Origin of the sequence: Phormidium sp. CCY1219 (assembly GCF_035615515.1) — a bacterium.
Taxonomy (GTDB): Bacteria; Cyanobacteriota; Cyanobacteriia; order Cyanobacteriales; family Laspinemataceae; genus CCY1219.
In genome coordinates this window covers 1-19,628 of the sequence record NZ_JAJENT010000794.1, presented here as the reverse complement: position 1 = coordinate 19,628, position 19,628 = coordinate 1, and the positions used below count along the sequence as shown (strand labels likewise).

The window sequence follows — 19,628 nt, the reverse complement described above, 5'->3', positions numbered from 1 at the left end:
TTATTTCATCATCAATGGGGTCTTCCTCATCGATGGGGTCATCTTCCCCGATTATTTCATCATCAATGGGGTCTTCCCGATCGCCTTCTCCATTATCCCCCTCCTGTGTGACGTAATCAATTAACTCTCGACCCAGTTCGGTGGTACGCCAGTCTTTCCCCTCAGCAACCACATCATCCATCAGGGGGGCGGTTCCTTTAGCTCCCCGAATTTGTAAGACGATATCGTTATAGTCTTTGTCGGTTCCGGTATCTACCCGCAAATCTTCGATCGCAAATGTATTCCCCTCTCCAGTCACATCGCTAATTTGTCCCACATGATACGCATCATCTGGGTTGGCTGTGGCAAAGGAAAATAGGGGACGAATGGCACCCTCGGCACTGGGATTGTCTAACACATCCTGCACTTTTCCATTCGGCACTAACATGATGAAAAACTCATCCCCAGGTCGCATGGAGACGGTTTTCACACCCTGATATTCGCCGAAGTTCCAATCGCGTTCGCCTAAGTTACCCGTAAACCGCGCGGCGTCGGTACTGTCGCTAATCACCGTATGACCTAGTTCGGAATTACTGGCAGCGCGAGTAGCCGCTTCTCGGATAAATTCCACGGATTTGGGGTCGAGTTCTTCCATCCCTGCCATACTGACGAAGGCAACTTCTCCTTTCCCATATCCGCCGCCATCATACAGGTAATCCATCTGGACTGTGCCGGTTTGTCCCACTTTGAAAGTGCCGACATCGAATTTCGGTTGCGGATTGCTTAATTCTGCATCGGCTACCAGTTCGCTGTCTTCTGTATCGGTTTCGTTGCTGGCAGCGGTATCGTTATCGGTAGTTTCTTCGCTGTCCTCCGTTCCCTCATTTTCGCTGTTGTCGGAGGTGTTCTCTGTTGTGGCTTCTGGCAGCGCTTCGCTATCCTCACTTTCAGACGCCTTGCTGCTATTCTCTGCGATATCCGAGTCATCAGCAGCGGTTTCATCCCCTTCTGTGCCTACGGTCTCCGGTTCGTCGCTGCTGGTTGCTTCCGGTGTGCCCGTTTCATCGCTTTGGGTCTCTGACTCTGAATCGGCGTCTGAGCTTGGCTCTGTCAGTTCCGCCTGCGGGTTCTCACTCGCTTCGGTATCGTTATTGGAAACAATTTCCGTTTCATCCCCGGCGCTATTCTCACTTTCGGACTCGGGGTCGATCGCAGCAGTGTCTTCTACCTCTTCATCCCCGCTCTCGCCGTTTTCCGGAACATCGGCAACTGCCTCACTCTCGCCGTCGCTATCGCTGGTTTCTATATCGCTTTCTTCCCCTTCCCCATCAATAAAAGGAAGCTCTTCTAACTCTTCCTCGGGAATGATGCTTTCTTCTCCACTTTCGGCTGTGGAATCCGCATTCTCTGTAGTGTCGAATTCTTCTCCGGATAATTCTTCTTCAGACCCGCTCTCATCTGTGAGCAACTCTGATTCAACTTCCTCAAATCCGGCGTCATCTGCGGTTTCGGTATCCTCTACCGGCACGATCGCGCTGGGAGTTCTCATTTCCTCCAGGCGCATGGCTCGTCCCCGATATCGTTTGGCCGTTTTTTCCCGTGGTTTGAAACCCACAGCCGCCGTTAGTTTTGTCCACCCAAAAAACAAATTAAACATGGAGAAATTGCTCCTCAATGATAGATGCCCGATCGGGACAAATGGCAGGACATTCTCACCGTTTCAGCCTGCAAGCTGGCAGTGGCGATCGCCAATCCCATCTTACTGCTGCCGGTCCATTACGGCTCGAAAGGCGATCGCCCAATGGCAACCTCTCCGGCACGGTAGATTGCCCACTCCTGCCATCTGATTTACCCCTCGCTAAATCCTTAGTCAAGTAATTATTTTCTCTGCTTTCAATCAAGATGTCAATAGCCTCATCTAAGTTTTCCTCGGCCTCCCAGTGCGATCGCCCTCTCAACCAGCCCAGCCAAAGGATGAGGCAAAATGTAAAGAAATGTTACATTTTCTGGCACCGCTGATTGCGCTGTCGGTGCGTTACCCCCCGGAGTCAAGTGGGTGGCACGGTTCATTGATGGCCTCCGGGGGGTGACGCACCCTACGGGGGCTTGTCTGCCGATGGGTCACCGGGCGGTGTCAATTGGGTGCAGGATCCATTGATTGATGGGGTACGGGGGGTAATGCACCTGATGTGGGGGTGGTACCAACCCGCGTGACCTTACATGAATAAGAAAATGGAGAAAGGGGGTTTGGCAGCCGAAATGAGGAGGCTTGCAGTACAATTAGAGGAGGGAAAGGGTGAACGAATAGACTATAAAATTAGCCAATTTCTGATAAACGTAAGTAACCGAGTATGCCCATCGATTCCCACTTTGAAGAGTTTCTGAATGCCGAAGCGTACGCGCACCACCTGTCTAAAGCGGAACGGGAGGCGTTTGTCCTGGCACTCAACGGTCTAGATGCGATCGCGATCGCCGCGCAACTCGATATCCGACCGGAAGCGGTTCGTCAGCGCCTCAGTCAAGTCTATCAAAAATTCCAAATCCAAGGTAAAGGACCAGTAAAACTGGCCAAGCTTCAACAACTCGTACAATCGCGCTATCACGACTGTCAAGCGATCGCCCCTGACGCTGACTCCTGCATCAATTTCGCCTGCATCCCGCCCCGCCAAGATTGGGGGGAAGCACCGGATTTGTCGGTATTTTACGGGCGCGCCGCAGAACTGCAGACCCTAACCGAATGGATTCTGGAGGAAAAATGCCGATTAATAGCACTTCTCGGAATGGGAGGAATTGGCAAAACTGCCCTATCGGTAAAGTTGGCCAAACAACTAGAACCGGAATTCGATTTTATCATCTGGCGCAGTTTGCGAAATTCTCCCCCCATAGAAGAATTTCTCGCCGATTTACTCGCGTTTTTCTGCGACCCCAATACAACCGATCGCTCCTCAGACGTAGCGGAAACTATCTCCCAAATTCTCGACTATTTTCGTCGGTTTCGCTGTCTGCTGATTCTCGATGATTTGGAGGCAATTTTGCAACCGGGCGATCGCTATGGTCGCTATCAATCCGGATACGAACCTTATGGCGACTTGCTGCGACGCATCGGCGAAATTCCCCATCACAGTTGCGCGATCGCTCTCGCCCAAGAAAAACCGCGCGAAATCTCTCTACTTGCCAGTCCCAGCCAATCGGTTCGCTTGTTAAAATTAGCAGGATTGGAACGCTCAGAAGCTGAAAAACTACTCCAAGAAAAGCAGCTCACCGGTAGCCAATCCAACTGGCACCAACTCATTCACGATTATCGCGGCAATCCCTTGGCCTTACGCATGGTCGCCACCACCATTCAAGAAGTCTTTAATCGCAATGTAGATGAATACATCGAATGCCAAACCTTGCTGCTTTCTGACCTATTTATTGAAATTCTCGAACAGCAGTTCAATCGCTTGTCACCCATCCAAAAAGAAATTCTCCTCTGTTTGGCCAAAGATAGCCACCCGCTTTCCATTCAAACCCTGCGAGAGGCATTAGGCACCACGATTGGTACCTCGGAGCTTATCGAACATTTAGAAGCCCTCAGCGGGCGATCGCTCATCGAAACCTTCAAACATCAGCACACCCATGAAACTTTATTTACCCTGCAACCCGTCATTAACAAGTATGTGAAAAAATATGCCCGCCTCCCTTAACGCGATCGCGCAATAAATTTCCCCGCTCGTTCTTCAGTTCGGCAATAAGTTGATGGCAATTATCGCCGTAGTGCTTTTTCCGGAAAGCGTCACGGGAAACTGCCTCACGTTCGACCCGAATTAAGACATTCTGGCAAGGATTTTATTTAGCCAATGGGGGGAGGCGGAGCCTCGGGGATGGCGTTCCTAGGCTTAGCCTAGGAACGAGTAAAATTTAAGGTTAAAAATATGTGATTTACTGTATTAATCCTGACTGCAAAAATCGAGAAAATCCCGAAGAAATGGACTGCTGTAAAAGCTGCGGCACTCCACTGCTGGTGCGCGATCGCTATCGACTGCTTCAACCCCTGCGCCCACTGAATACCTATTATTACACGGAGATTTTTGAAGTTAGCGATCGCGACCACAGTCTAAAAGTGATGAAAATCTTAAAATCTCATCGCCCAGAACTGGTTGAGCGCTTTGAACGAGAAGCAATGACCTTGCAAGAACTGAACCATCCGGGAATCCCCACAGTGGAATTCGATGACTATTTTACCTTCACTCCCGCCAATCAGTCTCAACCCCTGCATTGTCTGGTAATGGAAAAAATTGAGGGAAAAAATTTAGACCAGTACATCGCCCATCACGGTCCGCTTTCTTCAAATCTGGCGCTCCAATGGCTGAGGCAATGCATCGAAATTCTCGATATCCTGCATGGTCAACAATTTTTTCATCGCGATATTAAACCCTCTAATATCATGCTCAAACCAGATGGAAAATTAGTGTTGATTGATTTGGGCAGCGTGCGAGCGATTACTTCGACTTATTTGGCCAAAATTAAGGGACAACTGGATGTCACCACGGTGATTTCTGGGGGGTACACGCCCCCGGAACAAATCGAAGGGAAAGCCTTACCGCAATCAGATTTTTTTGCCCTCGGGCGCACTTTTGTCTATTTGCTGACTGGCAAGTCTCCTTCGCAACTGCCCACGGATGCTAAAACCGGGCAGTTGATTTGGCGAAACCAAGCCCCACAAGTTTCCCGCCCGCTGGCAGATTTTATTGATGAATTGATGGAGTTTATTCCTGCTAATCGACCGCAAAATACTAGGGTTATTTTGCGCGATTTGACGCGGAAAGGTCTATTGCTCAAAAGCGTGCAACGGGCGCTCAATTCTCCGCAGTTTAAATATGCGCTGATGGGATTGTTGACGGTGGGCGCGGTCTATCCATTGTCGTTTCCGGTGCAGGCGCAGTATTATTATCAAGTGGCATGGTCGGCGCATCGGGAGGGAGAATTGCAACGGGCGAAACGTTATTATGAAAAGTCGTTGCAGTTTGATGCTAGCGATTCTCGGGTTTATAACAATTTGGGGCGAATTTGCGAGTTGCAAAGTCAGGCGGAGTGTGCGGTGTTGAATTACAATAAGGCGCTAGAACTGGAACCGGAAAATTCGCTGGCGCGTTACAATTTGGCGGGATTTTACGATGGGGCGGGGAATTTGGAGGGGGCGGAAAGGGAATATGAATTGGTGGCGCGATCGCAAAGTCCTCTGGCGGTTAGCGCCCTAAGCAATTGGGCGCGATTGCGAATTTTGAATGCTGACCCGAATAAGGCGATCGCCTTGAGCTTGCAAGGGGTGCAAAAAACTGATACATCTAAGGTTAAGTCAGCTTTACATAAAAACCTCGGGTGGGCTTATTGGATGCAAGCGGATTACGATCGCGCCCAAACTCATTTGCAACAAGCGATCGCCTTGAACGAAAATCGCACCGATGCTTACTGTCTGTTGGCCCAGGTTCTCGAAGTGCAAGGTGAGCGAGAAAACGCCCTGGATCGATGGCAAAATTGTTGGGAAGGCGAATCCAGCAATCCAGATGTGCGACTTTGGCGAACTCTGGCAAGACAACGCTTGCAAGAGGCCGATTTATTATAGTAAAATGTTCCACTATTGCCTTTCCCCCGCAACTCTCTCCCTCACGATTTTCTACAAAACGCCTTGTCTACTGCTGACGGGCAGTTGCTCAGGATTGGCCGATCGCAAGTCCACCAATGACCTTGACAATTTAGCTTCTATGTGATAAAATCCTTTAGGGTGGCCATTGCCTGCCTACAGGTTTGGCGGCGATCGAAATGGCCAGGGGTGGAGGGCGATCGCTCTTTTAGCTCGGTGAAAACGGTGGGTATAATAACCGGGGAGACGCGATAAATCGGGAGACGCGATAAATCGGCGTCTCTACAAGAAACATTCCCCAGCGGGTTAGCCCGGATTTGGTGGGAATCACCCTATTTTGCGATTCAAAACATGACAGTAGTAGGGTGGGCGGTGCCCACCCTACAAGCTATTTTTGTGGTTGAACAGTAGTAGGGTGGGCGGTGCCCACCCTACAAGCTATTTTTGTGGTTGATGGGGGCGGTGGGACTTGAACCCACACGACCTTTTACGGTCAACGGATTTTCATTCTCTCGCCGCTTTCGCTGCTGCCAGTTGGCTTTGAGAATTGGACTCTCCCTTTACCCTCGGCTTGACGTTAGGGTAGCTCCCGTCGAGTCTCTGCACCTTCCGAGATTTCGGCTTGGCTCAGGATTGCCCTATCTGTTACCCAGACTTAGGTTTCCCTGAATTTGAGAGCGGTCACTTAATGGATTTCTCCACTAAGGCTCAGTTTTCTAAGTCCGTAGCGTCTACCATTCCGCCACGCCCCCTTAGAGTTGGTTGGGTCGCGATCGCACTTCCCCGGGATTTCCCTCGGGCGATCGCCGTGCTGTTCCCGAAAGTTGGCCGCCGGATTTCGCCGACTTTAGGTTGGTTTCAGCCCAACGGGTGTTTTTTTCACCCTTCCTAGGATACCACAGATTTACCCTGTGGGAACCCCCTTTTTCGGTACAGCAGAATCATTATGAACCATATTTTTGCCAAAGTCAACCCACCCAGGAAATTTTTCTGGGGGTTGGTTTCCGCTTGGGGTGTCATCGGCCATCGAATCTTGTGGTTTCGGAATTTTTCACCCTTCTGGGGTTGACAACTCTGCTAAACTCTGGTAAATAAACTAGCCTAGCATCTAAATTGCAAATCTTGACTTTCAGAGGAAGCGTCAATCTAGCCCTATGGTTTAAAGTAGAAAGTAAGCACCTCAGCTACTTAGGAGCCACATGGTTTATCAACCTGATTTTTTCAATTCCAACGATGACAATAATGTAGATGCCAACTCTCTGCTGGACTACCTACAGCACCAGCCCCCGGAGGTGTTGGCGCGGGTTGCTAAATCCGTCAGCCCGGAAATTAAAGAAATCATTTCTCAAAACGTCCAAGGACTGGTGGGAGTGTTACCGTCTGAGAATTTTGAAGTGCAAGTGACCACCAACCGGGAAAATTTAGCGGGTCTGTTGGCATCGGCGATGATGACGGGCTATTTCCTGCACAAGATGGAACAACGGATGCATCTGGACGAACACTTATCTCAGGCCGGTTCGTTGAATCGCGATGCAGGTGGCGCTGATGCCGACTCAGACGGCTGGTAAACGACTCCCTCAGCGCTGGGGGTCAAAGCGTCCATTGGGCGATCGCCTGCTTCACCGCCGTCTAATTCATCATCCCCTGGCTTGGAAATGCACCAGGGCGGATGCCAATGCTTTGGATCTGACCCTGGCGGTTAATTTGCACTTGCAGCAGTTCTCCCACTTCACTCGCTTCTACCACATCCTGCACGTCGGCGGCGCTGGAAATTTCGATGCCATTAATTTGCTCGATCGCATCCCCAGGACGCAAACCCGCTTTTTCCGCTGGGGTGTTCTCCAATACCCCCACGATCGCTACCCTCGCCGCGTCGGGCAGGGTTAGGTTGTTCTGTTCCAGTTGCGATCGCACCTCTGGCGTCACGTCCACCATTTGAATCCCTAAAAAGGGATGGGACGCTCGACCGTCGGTCAATAACTGATTGGCAATCCGTTGCGCCGTCTCGATGGGAATGGCAAAACCCAACCCTTGGGCGTCAGCGCGAATGGCGGTGGTCATCCCAATCACCTGCCCTCGGTCATCAATCAGCGGCCCGCCAGAATTGCCGGGGTTAATCGCCGCATCGGTTTGGATGAAGCGCACTCGCTTATCCGGAATCCCCACTTGCGAACTCGATCGCCCGGTGGCGCTGATAATCCCCACCGTCACCGTATTATCCAACCCTAACGGATTCCCGATCGCGATCGCCCACTGTCCCGGAACCAAATCTGCCGCTTTCCCTAACTTCACATCCGGCAGTTTCTCCGCCTCGATTTTCACCACCGCCACATCGGTCAGCGGATCGCTTCCCACCACCTTTCCCTCAAATTCCCGCCCATCCTTGAGCTTCACTCGCACCACTTCGCTTTTCCCCACCACATGAGCGTTGGTGAGGATTCCACCGTCGTCGTGAATAATAAACCCCGACCCACTCCCGCGCGGTATCGGAGTTCTGCCCGGGGGCATTTCTTCCCCAAACAATTTCGGCAAAAATGGGGGCGTTAAGCCGTTGTCTGGTTCCTCTATCTGAGTTGGTATCGCCTCAATTTTTACCACCGCCGGACCGACTTGTGCTGCCGCTACGGCGATAAAATTGCGGCTCATCGGTGGGCGATTGAGAACCGCTACGGTGGCGGATGGCTCAATGTCGCGCGTCTCATCGGCATTCTCTGCCCCGGGTTGTAGCACCACGGGTACCGCCGCACCCCCCTTCCACTGCCGATTGTCCGCTTCTATGTAGCGACTGCCCGCGATTCCTACACCGCCGCCGAGGGCGAGCAACATCGCCCCGAGACTCAGCCGATTGAATACTCTACTCATCATAGGTGTTTGCCCGTTAAAAACAGACCGGTGCGTCCAATGGCAGACCGGGGAAGGAAAGGATCGGCGATCGCTCCTCAATGCCGCTCGGAAAGTCGCAGGGGCGGATGGAGGCGGTGAACGGATGGGTTCCTCTCGCTACCCTCTTCAACTCCCTGGGCGAATTTTTCGCGATCGCTTAATTTTTAGTCTAGCCCAATCCCACGGTTTAACATCGCCATTCCCCCGGTTCCAAACCGAAAGATTTTGTTAAGTCAGCGCTCCCTGGGGGGAAAATCCGGGAAAATTAACTCGTTAGCGCCGTTGTCCGCTTCCCTGGATTTTCCGGCTAGCCGATCGCTGATTTGAGCGCCTCGGCAAATTCGGCGATCGCGGCTAATCCTGACTCTGGCGTCCCATCTGCCAACCGTTTCACAAACGCACTGCCCACAATCACCCCATCTGCCCCCCACGCTTTCACCTGACGCGCCATCTCGGGGGAGGAAATCCCAAATCCTACCCCAATCGGTTTGTCGGTCATTTGGTGCATTTGTTCGAGTAGTTCCTCCACCCGCGATTGCAACCCGGACCGCATCCCCGTTACCCCGGTGACGCTGACTAAATAAATAAATCCACGCGACTGACGGGCGATCGCCTCTCGCCGTTCTACCGGACTGGTGGGGGCTACTAATAAAATTACCTCTATCCCCTGCTTATCGGCAACCTCTAGCACCTTTTCCGATTCTTCCAGGGGCAAATCCGGTACCACTAACCCCCGCACCCCCGCTTTCGCTGCTGCGGTGAAAAAGGCTGACAATCCTCGCTTGAGAATCGGATTGTAATAGGTGAATAAAATAATCGGCGCTTTTATCTGGGGGCTAACCTCCCTGACCATCTCTAATACCTGTTCCAAGCGGGTTCCCCGTTGTAACGCACGAGTCGCCGCCGCTTGAATCACCGGTCCGTCGGCGAGGGGGTCGGAATAGGGTACCCCAAGTTCGATTAAATCTGCACCCCGATCGTCTAATACGCGCAACGCTTTGGCGGTGGTCTCTAAATCTGGATCGCCGGCGGTGATAAACGGAATAAAAGCACACTGCTGGCGATCGCGCAGGGACTTAAAGCACTGGGAAACCGATGTCATGGCTTAATTTACCTAGGCTATTTGATTCACTCCCTCTCGCGAATGTCTTGCAGTTTCGCGCCCGTACGCGCTCTACCCACAATCATCCCCGAGAGATTCTCTATTGTTTCATTTTCCCGTTTCTTTGGCGCGCTTTTCTGCTTCGATTTCTGCTTGCAATTTCTCCAGTTCTTCCGGACTCAGTTCTTCTAAGCGCTTCTCTAATACCGCATTTTCGTAATCCCGCACCTGCTGGTGATAGGTCATCTTTCCGCTCACCGCTCGGAATAAATAGGTGAGCAACCAACCCACTACACCCCCCACCAACAGCACTTGGCTCCAAATCCCCGCCGTTATGCTATCGAGTCCGGCAACTTGCAATCCCAAATATAATGCACCACCCGCAATAAAAATTCCCAACCCAATTCCAATCGCATCAATTCTTCTCATCATCGCCCCCATTATTCCACTATTCACCACAACTTTTAAAAGGGGAAAGTTGAAACTCAGAATGTCAAACCCAGACTCCCGAAAAAGAAACGATTTTCCTCATAAAGCTACGACTCCTTCCCAGAATTAAACCTGCAAACGAGTAACAAACAGGGAAATCCAATCCCTCGCCACAAACCGTTCCCCGCTCCGTGCCAGTAACGATTTTAACCGAGTCATTTCCCCATCGCTCCTTTTCCTTCATTCTTGATTTTTCATTCTTAATGCTTCATCCTTTCCCCTTTTAGGTGGGATTTGCTCTAGGCTTCAATTTCCCGTCGCTTGGGTCGAAAATTCAAAAATGGAGCCAGGGCAAACATACCGGGGAAGAAGAAAAACACCAAAAAGTACATGAAAGCGCGCTCGAAAGAACTCGCCACATACCAGCGGTTTTTTAGGTAAAAATAAAGGGCTAACGGAACCACGAGCAGGTAAGTTCCCGCTAAAATGACATACAATAGCAGAACGATTGTGGTTTGGTCTAGCATCGGCTTTTTACAAATTCAAACGGTTTTTTTCACGGGATAGAACGCGATCGCCCTTCTCTGGCCACCGGTTCCCCCAGGGCAACCTGCGGCCACCAGTTCAAAACAGCGATCGCTTCGTCTTTTTATTGTAACCCTGCCGTGCCCTCCAAACTATTTGCAACCAGAGAAATTAGCCCGCGTAGTCAGAGCTTCGGTCCGAATTTAGCCCCACCCTTCTCAGGTGCGGGGCTATTTGGGGTTATTTGGGGTTATTTGGAGGCAGAGCCTCAAATAGCCCATTCCCCGCACATGCTCGGAATGAGAAGAAACGAGAAGACCGAGAGTATTTCTAATTTTTAATTTGCAATTCGCCAATTTTTGCCAAAAAAAAGGCACCCGGAGAGTGCCTGCAATAGTTGCCAAGTTATAGCAAAATATTTTTGTAATCCTTGCCAGCCCAGCACTATTGCCGCGCGATTGCGAGAAAGTGCAAGGAATAACCCCCAACAAGCGCGATCGCGATTAGTAACCCGGTTCTTCTTCGTATTCGGGAGTTTTGGTTTTTTCGGGGATGTTAACGCGCGGGGGAGTATAGGGAGTTTCCGCTTCTTCCTCTGCCCATGCATCGGCTTCTACATTATTCTCGTATTCGTAGTCCTCCACATATTCTGGCTCCTCGTAAACCTCCGCGTAGTCTTCCACATAATCGGTGTCATAGACATCGCGAGCGGTGGTTTCGCTCCAGTTATCTTCTTCCATGTCGTCTTCGTAATACATGGGTTCTCGAGCCGGCTGACGTAGGGGTTCGGGTTGCTGTTGCTCCCAAACTTCATCCTCATCCCAGACTTCTTCCGCCACACGGGCGGGAGAGCGCAAAGGTTCGCTAGCGGGAGTCGAGATGCCGGTGGGAAGCTGATTTTCCGGTTTAGCCGTCGGCATGATTAAAGACTCTTCCTCATCGCGCACCCAAGGCGGTTCGCCGATGCCGAGACGCTCTAAAAAGCCCACACTAAGCTGGGAGAGACGTTCTTCTGCGCCTTCAAACACGATCAATCGATTCGGACCGCTGCTGACGATTTCCTCCACGGGCAATTCGTAAGTGCTCAGCACTTGTTCGGGAATTTGGGGCAATCCCAAGGAGGCAATCACCAGGGAAACCACTTCCCCGGTTTCTACGTTAAACTTAAACCCGCGCGCCTTGCCCAACAGCTCGCCGGTTTCGGTAATCACTTCACTGTTGATCAACCTGCTGTAGGCATCAACGTCAATATCTTCTATAACGTCTTCATCTTCAACCAAGATCACGTCACCAATTTGCTGAATGCTGCTGAGCAGCATAAACCTGGGCATTCCCGCCACAGAGAGAAGGTTATCGCGCAGACCGAGAGCCACGACTTGTCGGCGATCGATGTCTACCAATAGCTCTTTGACCACTCCCAGGCGCTTGCCGGTGGTGCGGGTGATGACTTGGGTATTTAATAAATCGGAGCGGAGACGGATTTGTTCAGATGTCATTCTAAGTTGAATCCCGATAGCGAATTCTCTTTAATATTACTTGAAAATAAAATCACAACACGTTACTCTTCTCGTCGAGTTGGAGTCCGATAACTTGCGTATAGGCTCCTCGGGCTTGCGTCACGCCAATAACGCGCGAGGCTAGTTTTAGCATCGGCGTTTTGTGACTGACTACAATAAACTGAGCAACATTTGCCTGCTGTTTAATTATTTTAGCTAATCGTTCCACATTTGCCCCGTCGAGGAACATATCCACCTCGTCAAATGCGTAAAACGGCGAGGGGCGATAGCGCTGCAGGGCAAAGATAAAACTGAGGGCAGTGAGGGATTTTTCCCCACCGGACATAGAGGCCAAACGCTTGACGGGCTTACCTTTCGGGTGAGCGACCAAATTCAGGCCGCTGCTAAAGGGGTCAGACTCGTCATCGAGTTGCAGGAAGCCATCTCCTTCGGAGAGTTCCTCGAAAATGGTTTTAAAGTTTTCATTGACTGCATCGAATGCTTCTTGGAAAGCGCGCAGTCGCAAGGTGGTGAAGTTTTCGATCCGCAGGAGGATTTCGGTGCGCTCTCCTTCCAGGGTGGAGAGTTTTTGGCTGAGTTCCTGCAGGCGGGTTTGGGTGCTGTCGTATTCTTCCAGGGCGAGCATGTTCACCGGTTCGATTGCGGTAATGCGTTTTTGCAGCGATCGCACCTCTTTTTGCAGTTCTTGCACCTCGCTCGCCAACCGATTCTCCATGTTGTCCGGCACCTTGGGCGGCGGATCGGGCAATTCGGCGGCTTTCTGTTGCAGTTCTTCATTCAGGGCTGCCAATTGCTCGCGCCGCCCCTGTTGGGTTTCTTGCAGCTTTTGCAGTTGCCATTCGAGCTGCTGTCGGCCCAGATGCAGGTCGCGCAATTTAGCTTCTGCCCGATCGCGCATTTCTTTTTCGGTTCCCAGTTTGGCTTCGATTTCTTCTAACCCCTGACGGGTTTGGGCGAGGCGATCGCCGATTTGCTTGAGCTGAGCCTCCACCTGAGCGATGCTCTCCTTGGATTGGTTTTCGTGCTGGCTCAACCCTTCGGCGCGCTGTTTCGCCTCGTGGATTTTCTCCTCGATGCGCTGATGCTGATTGCCTAAATCTTGCAAGCGCAACTGTGCCGCACTGAGGGACTGTTCCCACTCTTGCGACTGGGTTTCGAGGTCGCGCACCTGGGCCTGGATTTCCTGCCATTCGCGATTTTGCCCGGATTCTTCCATTGCGGCTAAAGCGTGGCGCAACTGCTGCAACTGGGTCTCTTGGGCGGGCACTTCGGCGGCTAATTGCTGTAATTGGGCTTCGGCTTTGACCAATTCTTGGCGATTTTTGACCAATTGCTGCTGCAACTGCTCGCCGGTGGTTTGCAGGGTGCCAATTTCTTTGTGGAGTTGCTCGGAAAATAGCTGTAGCTCTCGCTGCTGCTGCTTGGCTTCCATTAATTCGCCCGATCGCCGTTTGACTTCGGCGGTGGCGTTGGCGATCGCAAAGCTGCACGATTCTAACACGGCTTCGATTTGTTCGAGCCGCTCTTGCAAGGCGGTGGTTTCTTCCGAGTCGCTGCTGCTACCGGTGCCGAAGTGCAAGGTAGACCGATGGGAATAACTCCCGCCGCTCATAGCTCCACTAGTTTCGAGCAGTTCTCCGTCTAAGGTGACGATGCGCGCTTTGCCTAAAAAAGAGCGCGCTAAATCTAAGGTTTCGAAGACGACGGTGCTGCCGAAAACATAGGCAAACACCTGCAGGTAGGGGCGATCGCATTCGATCAGGTTTACCGCATAATCGATAAATCCCGGGGCATTTCGCAGGGCATCCATCGGGGAAAATCGCGGCGGTCTGATTTTGTTTAAGGGTAAAAACGTGGCTCGACCGGCGCGTTTTTGTTTCAGCAGTTCGATCGCGGCGGCGGCTACTTTGTCATCTTCTACCACCACAAATCCCAACCGCCCGCCGGCGGCGGTTTCCAGGGCGCGCTGATAGTGCGGGTCTACTCGTCCCAATTGCGCCACTACGCCGCACACCCCCGGAATGCCGGTTTGCAGGATAATTTTGCTGGCTCCCGTACCGCTGGCTTCTTGCATGGCTTGGGTTTGGGCTTCGAGTTTATCTAAGCGCCGCTGTTTGGAGCGTTGTTCTTCCAGGAGCCTTTTTTGCGTCTCTTGCTGCACTTGCAGTTCTTCTTCGGCGGCGGCTAATTTTTCCGCGAGGGATTGAACCATTGCGATCGCCGCCTTGTGCCGCCGATCGAGTTCGCTCAGGGCTAGCTTTTTCTGGCTCAGTTCTTGCTGGCTTTGCGCGTGGGTTTGTTCTTGCTCGGCAATTTTTTCGAGCAACTGTCCCCGTCGCTCGCTCAAGCGGGCTTGTTCCGTGCGCTGGGGGTCGAGGGTTTTTTGCAAGGTTTCGATTTGCCGGTGCAGGGTGGTTTGCTGCTGCACCCATTCTTCCGAGGCGGCGGCGATCGCGCTGGCTTGTTCGCGCTTCGCCTGCAGCAGTTTCTGGGTCTCGTCCCGATTCTGCTGTACGGCGGCGATCGCTTTTTTCTCTAATTCCCGCTCTTCTTCCCGCTTTTGTAAATTTTCTTGAAGCTCCTTGACTTCTTGCTGATTTTGTGCTAATGCACTTCGCGTTTGTTCGCGGGCGCTTTCCAGTTCTTGCTGTCGTTGCTGCAGTTGTCGCTCTTGAGCTTCTTGGGTCGCGAGGGAAGATTGCAGGGCTATGAGTTCTTCTTCGCCGAGAGCTTTGACCTTGGCGTTGAGTTCTTCTAAATGACTACTAGCTTTTTGGATGTCGCCGCTGATGGTGGTAATCTGGTTTCGCAATTCACTGATGAAGCGATCGCCCGCTTCGATTTGCTCGCGCAGTTTCCAGCTTTGTTGCTTCAGCAAGCGATAATTCAACACCGCCACCAACTGCTCTTTCTCGTGCAACTCGCCGCGCAGCTTTTGATATTGCTCCGCTTTCGCCCGGTCTTTCGCCAAGCGCTCTAACTGCACTGTCAGCTCTTTTTCCACAATCCGACAGCGGTCTTCACGCTCTTTGACTTCATCTAATTTAGTCTTAGCTTGGGCGATTTTGCGGTCAAATGCCGCCACGCCTGCCAATTCGTCGATAATCTCCCGCCGTTCTCTACCATTCATAGAGATAATCGCCGTCACGTCCCCTTGCAGCACCACGTTGTAGCCTTCTGGATAAATCCGCAGGCGGTTCATCTGCTCGTGTAACTGCGTCAGGGTGCAGGGTTCCCCATCCATATAGTAGGTCGAGGTGTAGGTTCCCCCCTTCGTCACCCGCAGTCGCCGGGTAATGCTCCATTCATTTTTCGATTCACTCTCCGATTCCGGCGTTTCCGGCCCTTGCGCCACGGCGGATTCCCCCGCCTCTGGCGCAACTGTGCCATTTCCCTCCTGCGGTTCGGGATTTTCCTGCTCTCGAATCTCTTCCTCTTCCCCCGGCGCGCTGGCGTCTTCCGCCTCTGCGCCACTGTCTGGGGATTCGGGCGCAGTTTCCTCCACTACCGGGGTTTCCGGTGTCACTTCCGCCAGCAGTTGCGCCGCCTGCGCGCCACTGTCTGGGGATTCGGGCGCAGTTTCCTCCACTACCGGGGTTTCCGGGGTCACTTCCGCCAGCAGTTGCGCCGCCTGCGCGCCGCTGTCTGGGGATTCTGGCGCAGTTTCCTCTACTATCGGGGTTTCCGGTGCCACTTCCGCCACGGAAACGGTGTCCATCACGTTGGGTACCACTTCTTCTTCAAAGGGGGAATTTTCGCCGAGGTCAAAGGTGACGGTAACGCTGGCTTCTACCGTACCGCGACTGCGGGCTTGATTGTGGTTGACTAAATCGGGCAACCGTTCCGCCCGCATTCCTTTTGAGGTGGAAATGCCCAAGCAAAACAACAGAGCGTCTAGAATATTGGACTTTCCAGAACCATTGGGGCCAGAAACCACGGTAAACCCGGGCAGCACCGGAATGACCGTGGTGCCACCAAAGGATTTGAAGTTCGTCAGCTCTAGGCGCTTGATATGAAGCATCGCAGTCGAGGGTTGGCGGGTAGTCGCGGGTGTTGACTTACTAATCTAGTTTAGCGATTCTTCACAGAGTAGCACGGCGATCGCTCAGATGAAAGGGGGTGCTACCTTACGCCCCCACTTGGAGCCTCCCAACACTGCCCCCACCATCACCCACCACCCACCGTAAAATACATGACCCCCACCGATGCAATTTCACCCCAGTCCAATCCGGGGCTCACGCACCAACCCCCTGTCAAACGGCTACCCTGGTTGGCAATATCGCAAGAATAGCTAAAAACATCCGATGTGCGGTAATGTATCGATTGCAATGGTCTGATTTCGATTCTTATTCGCATACCGTTAATTCTGTGGCCATCCATCCCGCTAATGCCACTCTCATCAGTAGCAGTGCTGGCAAAGCCATTGAGGTGTGACATGCGAACAATGGCAACGGCACGATTAAAATTTGGCGTCCCTCTTCCCCAGCCGGAACTAACGCTACATAAGTGAGAAAAGCACGACCGTTTCCCTACACGACGAGAGTAATATATTTCCGGTTGAGCTGTGAAACAATTCGAGATTTCGCGGACTTTCAATCGAGAGCTGTTTAGAAAACTACCGCCTGTAGAGAGGTGGCATGCCATGTTCTCTACATTTCATCATGCATGCCGGAACAAGGGTACAATAGAAAATTTGCTTGTCAAAAAACTGTGTTAAATTAGCCGGCGTAGGCAAAGTAAGTTTGTTCACCTCACTCTCTCAGAGTGCGCGCTTTTTCGTTACTTTGCCACAGCGGTATTTCAATCGCCCATCGCTCCCCCGAACGAGACTGAGAATATCTACCTATAGACTTAGGGCGCGAATGCTGTAACAATGCTAGATTATTACTTCCCCCTTTAGTTTTTTTTCACAAACCTCTTAACCCATGAGTCTCCGTCAACTGGAAGTGTTTTTACCGCAAGAAAACGCCCATGAAATCGAAAAAGTTCTGGAAGACCAATCCATTCGCGGTATTTGGCAAGTTCACCTTTGGGCCGATCGCAGTATTGTGAAAATTCTCATGTCTTCTCAAGAAGCAGAAGCGGCGATCGACAGAATACAACGGCGCTTTTCCGATTTAGAGGGTTTTAAAATTGTAGTCATGGCGGTGGAAGCGATAATTCCGCGCCCGGAATTGCCGGCGGAAACGCCACCGGATCTGACGGAAATTAAGCCAGATGTGGAATTAGACCCGCAGCGATCGCGCATTAACCGTCACGAACTTTATGAAGATGTCAATCGCGCCGTAGGTCTCACCGCCAATCATCTGTTAATGGTGCTTCTCTCTACCATCATCGCCGCGATCGGTCTGTTACGCAATGAGGAAACCATCATTATCGGCGCAATGGTTATCGCCCCTTTACTCGGCCCAAATATGGCTTTATCTCTCGCCACCACTCTCGCCGATATGTCTCTAGCCAAAAAAGCATTAAAAGTCGGCAGTATTGGCATCTCTCTCGCTCTCGGATTTTCAATTTGTGTCGGATTTTTTATCCCCGTCAGCTTACAAATTCCGCAAATAGCCTCTCGAACCAGCGTACACGTTTCTGATGTTATCCTGGCGTTAGCATCGGGTATCGCCGGGGCATTTTCCTTTACCTCGGGAATCACCAATGCCATTGTGGGAGTCATGGTTTCCGTGGCATTACTACCTCCCGTAGTCACTTTTGGAATGTTGCTCGGTTCCGGACAATGGGAAGCAGCAGTGGGTTCCCTTTTGCTCGTGTTAACTAACTTAATTTGCCTCAATTTAGCCGGAGTCCTCACCTTTTCCGTGCAAAATATTCGCCCGAGCAACTGGTGGGAAGTTCCGAAAGCGCAAAAAACCACAAATGCTGCATATTTTATCTGGTTTGGGTTGCTTTCTGCTTTGGTTGTGAGTATTTTGTGGTGGAAAAATTTTCACATGGCTTAATCGAATTTTATACAAAAATTGTTCTCGTTGGTCTCGTTATCAGGCGTCAGCCTGGGAACGAGTCAATGAGTCACAAAGCGTCACACATTAGTCCGCGTAGGCGGACGCAAGCTTGCCACGGCGGTATTTCAATCGCCCGCTTCGATTTTATACTTACCCTTCCCAATAATTCACCTGGGAATCATGGGGAAAAAACCGACTCAACGTTCGCGTTTCCTTTGCGCCTCCCGGGGCGGAACCGGCAAACACCCCGATTTTGCCACTATCTGGATATTCCATAACATCCGGTTCTAGCATGGTGGAAAAACAGAGATATCCCAGCATGGTTTCCCCGGTATTGATAAGCTGATGAGCGCGATCGCAAATCGAAATTATCACAACTACAGACAGTCTCGGGCGTCTCCATCCTCTAGATTAAAGCAAAGTAAAAATAGCCCCAATCAAACTGATGGAGACGCCGGAAAAAACGCCTCTCGGCGAGGCGTTTTTTTCTTTGCAAGCATACCCCGAATTAGTTTCTTTCGCGAAATTTTGGCCAAATGCGATCGCAAAAAAACAGGGTTCCGGAAGCAACGCATAACGGAACTGCGAGTAAATTGAGCAGGGGAATGCTGATGAGTATCAAACAGATGACGGCGAAACTGGCGCTGGCGGGAAGGGCGCGCAAAACAATTGCCAATTTGCGGCGAAAGCGCAGGCGGCGACGTTCTAAAGGTGCATCGAGAAAGTCGAGACAGACAATAATAGCGGCGATCGCCACTCCGCCAATGGTAGCGGCGACGGTTCCCACTCCGGGAATCCCATACAAGGGAACCAGAAAAGCCCCCAATATTGCGGCGAGGACGATTTTTTTCACTTCAAACATCAGCGATCGCCAAATATCGCGCGCGATACTAAAAGGAGTAAGCGGTTCTGCGGCGGGAAGTTTCCCCACTCGCTGCAGTTCTAACTGTTCCGAGAGTTGCCCGTACCAGGGCGCACCCAAAATTGCCCCGAATTGCACGATTAAAAATCCCGTCGCAATCAGCAGCAACCCCACCAGCAGCACTCGCAGGATAATTCCCAGAAAGTTATCGAGAATCGCGATAAAACTGAGCCATGTGGGTAAGCTGGCGATGAAGGAGTCGAGTTGAACCGACAGGGAAGCGATCGCCCCGTCGATCCAGTTCAACCCCGGAAACAGCAATCCCGCATAAAGAGCAATCCCCACCCCCACATTCAGCCAAATTGGCACCCAAACGAAATTGAGCAGATGCGGGTTCTGGATCCAAACCAGCAGCGATCGAAACGGATAGGTTGCACCAGCAATTAGTCCAAATCCTCCGAGGACCTGCATCAATATCGAGTTTGCTTTTCCAGTTTGCTTTCGTGCCATTACATCACGCTTGCGAGCAGCACTTCGGGACAACCACCGACTTGATTCTATCGGGGGATGGTGTCTGATGCGAGAATACCCACTCCCCCATAAAAAAAACGCCCACTTGGAAAGCGGGCGTTGCCATCAGGGTGCATCTACTGGAACTACTCTAGCACAGTAAGGGGTAATACCCCACACTTGCTTAACATTTTTTTACATTGCGGCGAAATTCAACTGCTGCATCTGGCTGTGGGCAATA

14 protein-coding genes are annotated in these 19,628 nt (G+C 51.6%); 5 read left to right on the top strand and 9 right to left on the bottom strand.

What is annotated here, in order from left to right; translation table 11 throughout:
• Nucleotides 1–1,636 (bottom strand): DUF4114 domain-containing protein (locus tag LKK83_RS24440; protein ID WP_324634024.1); only part of this gene is annotated, 1,636 nt, incomplete at its 3' end.
• A 17-nt stretch (nt 1,637–1,653) separates the two neighbouring features.
• Here LKK83_RS24440 and LKK83_RS24435 point away from each other — a divergent pair.
• From LKK83_RS24435 to LKK83_RS24420, 4 genes are all read left to right on the top strand, one after another.
• A complete protein-coding gene (locus tag LKK83_RS24435) occupies nt 1,654–1,857 on the top strand; it encodes a hypothetical protein (protein ID WP_324634023.1) in 204 nt (67 codons plus the stop codon).
• Nucleotides 1,858–2,330: 473 nt separating this feature from the next.
• Nucleotides 2,331–3,665 carry an NB-ARC domain-containing protein gene (locus tag LKK83_RS24430; RefSeq protein ID WP_324634022.1) on the top strand — a complete coding sequence of 445 codons (1,335 nt, stop codon included), beginning with the start codon at nt 2,331–2,333 and terminating at the stop codon, nt 3,663–3,665.
• Between the two features lie 230 nt (nt 3,666–3,895).
• Nucleotides 3,896–5,584 (top strand): serine/threonine-protein kinase, encoded by a 1,689-nt coding sequence (locus tag LKK83_RS24425; protein WP_324634021.1) that lies wholly within the window; start codon nt 3,896–3,898, stop codon nt 5,582–5,584.
• 1,217 nt (nt 5,585–6,801) lie between these two features.
• On the top strand, nt 6,802–7,170 hold the full coding sequence (locus tag LKK83_RS24420) for a DUF760 domain-containing protein (RefSeq protein ID WP_324634020.1): 369 nt from the start codon (nt 6,802–6,804) through the stop codon (nt 7,168–7,170).
• Nucleotides 7,171–7,231: 61 nt separating this feature from the next.
• On the opposite strand, the gene LKK83_RS24415 is transcribed toward LKK83_RS24420, so the two are convergent.
• From LKK83_RS24415 to smc, 6 genes are all read right to left on the bottom strand, one after another.
• Entirely contained in the window at nt 7,232–8,467 is a 1,236-nt protein-coding gene (locus LKK83_RS24415) for an HhoA/HhoB/HtrA family serine endopeptidase (protein ID WP_442957364.1), read from the bottom strand.
• A 325-nt stretch (nt 8,468–8,792) separates the two neighbouring features.
• Nucleotides 8,793–9,587, bottom strand: a complete 795-nt coding sequence (gene trpA, locus LKK83_RS24410) for a tryptophan synthase subunit alpha (RefSeq protein WP_324634019.1) — start codon at nt 9,585–9,587, stop codon at nt 8,793–8,795.
• 108 nt (nt 9,588–9,695) lie between these two features.
• Nucleotides 9,696–10,016 (bottom strand): DUF3007 family protein, encoded by a 321-nt coding sequence (locus LKK83_RS24405; protein WP_324634025.1) that lies wholly within the window; start codon nt 10,014–10,016, stop codon nt 9,696–9,698.
• A gap of 299 nt (nt 10,017–10,315) precedes the next feature.
• Nucleotides 10,316–10,543 (bottom strand): NAD(P)H-quinone oxidoreductase subunit L, encoded by a 228-nt coding sequence (gene ndhL / locus LKK83_RS24400; protein WP_324634018.1) that lies wholly within the window; start codon nt 10,541–10,543, stop codon nt 10,316–10,318.
• A gap of 501 nt (nt 10,544–11,044) precedes the next feature.
• Nucleotides 11,045–12,037, bottom strand: a complete 993-nt coding sequence (locus LKK83_RS24395; RefSeq protein ID WP_324634017.1) for a PRC-barrel domain-containing protein — start codon at nt 12,035–12,037, stop codon at nt 11,045–11,047.
• A gap of 52 nt (nt 12,038–12,089) precedes the next feature.
• Complete coding sequence (gene smc / locus LKK83_RS24390) at nt 12,090–16,079, bottom strand: chromosome segregation protein SMC (protein ID WP_324634016.1); 3,990 nt, start codon at nt 16,077–16,079, stop codon at nt 12,090–12,092.
• 904 nt (nt 16,080–16,983) lie between these two features.
• Between smc and LKK83_RS24385 the strand changes: the two genes are divergently transcribed.
• Nucleotides 16,984–18,012 carry a TIGR00341 family protein gene (locus LKK83_RS24385; protein ID WP_324634015.1) on the top strand — a complete coding sequence of 343 codons (1,029 nt, stop codon included), beginning with the start codon at nt 16,984–16,986 and terminating at the stop codon, nt 18,010–18,012.
• A gap of 153 nt (nt 18,013–18,165) precedes the next feature.
• On the opposite strand, the gene LKK83_RS24380 is transcribed toward LKK83_RS24385, so the two are convergent.
• Together LKK83_RS24380 and LKK83_RS24375 are read right to left on the bottom strand one after the other, a co-directional pair.
• The gene (locus tag LKK83_RS24380; protein ID WP_324634014.1) at nt 18,166–18,390 is read right to left on the bottom strand and encodes a hypothetical protein; all 225 of its coding nucleotides are present in this window, start codon (nt 18,388–18,390) and stop codon (nt 18,166–18,168) included.
• Nucleotides 18,391–18,523: 133 nt separating this feature from the next.
• A complete protein-coding gene (locus tag LKK83_RS24375) occupies nt 18,524–19,387 on the bottom strand; it encodes an EI24 domain-containing protein (RefSeq protein WP_324634012.1) in 864 nt (287 codons plus the stop codon).
• Nucleotides 19,388–19,628: the final 241 nt, after the last annotated feature.